This is a genomic window from Marinobacter sp. UBA2498, assembly GCF_002341575.1.
Classification (GTDB): Bacteria; Pseudomonadota; Gammaproteobacteria; order Pseudomonadales; family Oleiphilaceae; genus Marinobacter; species Marinobacter manganoxydans.
This window is the reverse complement of record NZ_DDOI01000059.1, coordinates 1-222: the sequence shown is the minus strand read 5'-3', so window position 1 is coordinate 222 and position 222 is coordinate 1. Positions and strand designations below refer to the sequence as shown.

Sequence of the window (222 nt, the reverse complement as noted above, 5' to 3'; positions counted from 1 at the left end):
GCTGGTCGGCGAGGCCGGGGTTGGCAAAACCGCCATCGCAGAGGGGCTCGCCAAGCGTATCGTCGACGGACAGGTCCCCGATATTATTTCCGATGCGGTGGTGTACTCGCTGGATCTGGGTGCCCTGTTGGCAGGAACCAAGTATCGCGGCGATTTCGAAAAGCGTCTGAAAGGTCTGCTTGCCGAACTCAAGAAAGAAAACCACGCGATCCTGTTCATCGA

1 protein-coding gene is annotated in these 222 nt (G+C 57.7%); it reads left to right on the top strand.

Translation table 11 applies throughout. From position 1 onward, the window contains the following. A partial coding sequence (locus B2W52_RS07170) for an AAA family ATPase (protein WP_286802273.1) occupies positions 1-222 on the top strand: 222 nt, incomplete at both ends.